This is a genomic window from Acinetobacter lwoffii, assembly GCF_024129355.1.
GTDB classification, from domain to species: domain Bacteria; phylum Pseudomonadota; class Gammaproteobacteria; order Pseudomonadales; family Moraxellaceae; genus Acinetobacter; species Acinetobacter lwoffii_I.
In genome coordinates this window covers 1-1,312 of the sequence record NZ_JAMXXP010000077.1, presented here as the reverse complement: position 1 = coordinate 1,312, position 1,312 = coordinate 1, and the positions used below count along the sequence as shown (strand labels likewise).

Below are 1,312 nucleotides of genomic sequence, written 5' to 3'. Positions count from 1 at the left end.
ATCTGTGCATCCCAAAAGTCTGAAATCATACGGCTATATAAAAGTTTGGCATCATAATGTGCATCATGCGATTCTTCTTTATCGGCATGAACTTTAATAAAAACCTTATTTTCATCTGTGCCAATACGGGTTTCAAACTCTGACTTTAAACCGCCTGTGCCATCTTCATTGACAAACCACTTATTATCCACCGTCGTAATCGCATAAATTTGCGCACCGTGTTCTGAGCGATGATCATAATGCGAACTCTGCTGAGTATTCGCATCTGGTACATGATGTAAATGATTAACCGTAGATGTTGCCTGATGTTGTGCATGATTCATCTGACCATGGTTCATTTTCCCCATCATCTGCATGTGTTGTGCATGCTCTTGTGCAGAATGTTGTGAATGATTCATCTCAGACATGGCTTGATGATTCATTGATGGCATATTTTTCCCATTATTCTGAGTAGTTGAATGATGCCCTTCGTGCGCCACACTTAAGGTCGTTAAACTCAATACCGCAACAGAAAAAATCGCTTTCAATACAAAATTAGTGATGTGCATGTTCAGCTCCTTTTTGCTCAGTTACTTGTTGAGTTTGAGTCGAATTTGTACCTTGAATTGGCATTGTAGATACTTGTTCATCGCTAACATTCGCCACGATTAACTTGTTCATCATCCCCGCACTCATGTGATACAACAAATGACAATGGATTGCCCATTCACCCAATTCATCCGCAGTTAATAAAGCCGTAACTGTTTTACCCGGTGGTACGATCAATGTGTGTTTATTTGGCATATCTACCGACTCTTGACCATTCTCCAACTGCATAAACATACCGTGTAAATGCATCGGGTGCGCCATCATACTGTCATTAATAAATTTGATACGGATACGCTCGCCATATTTCACTTTTAACGGCTCAGCATCACTAAATTTTTTACCGTTAATGGTCCAAATATAACGTTCCATAGTACCGCCCAAACGCACGACCAATTCACTGCTGGCTTCACGAGTATCTTTTTGCGGCTCTAATGATTTTAAATCGCTATATTGCAAGGCTTTATTACCTGCAGGTGTAGAGGCATTTGCCCAACCATAAACCACTTGATCATTTTTTTGCGGTTTTACTGCGCTATGCTGTGAATGATCCGTGCCTTTCATATCGCCATGGTTCATTTTCGAATGATCCATTCCTGAATGATCACCACCACCATGTCCCATATCTTCCATAGTCGGTTTTACTGCGCTATGCTGTGAATGATCCGTGCCTTTCATATCGCCATGGTTCATTTTCGAATGATCCATTCCTGAATGATCACCACCA

The 1,312-nt window shown here is 40.9% G+C and carries 1 protein-coding gene and 1 pseudogene; both read right to left on the bottom strand.

What is annotated here, in order from left to right; translation table 11 throughout:
- Positions 1-548: pseudogene (locus NI468_RS16000) on the bottom strand (copper resistance protein B); the annotation flags it as partial.
- The coding region (locus NI468_RS15995) for a multicopper oxidase domain-containing protein (protein ID WP_253102611.1) at positions 535-1,312 on the bottom strand (778 nt) is incomplete at its 5' end. The gene NI468_RS15995 and the pseudogene NI468_RS16000, both read right to left, overlap by 14 nt.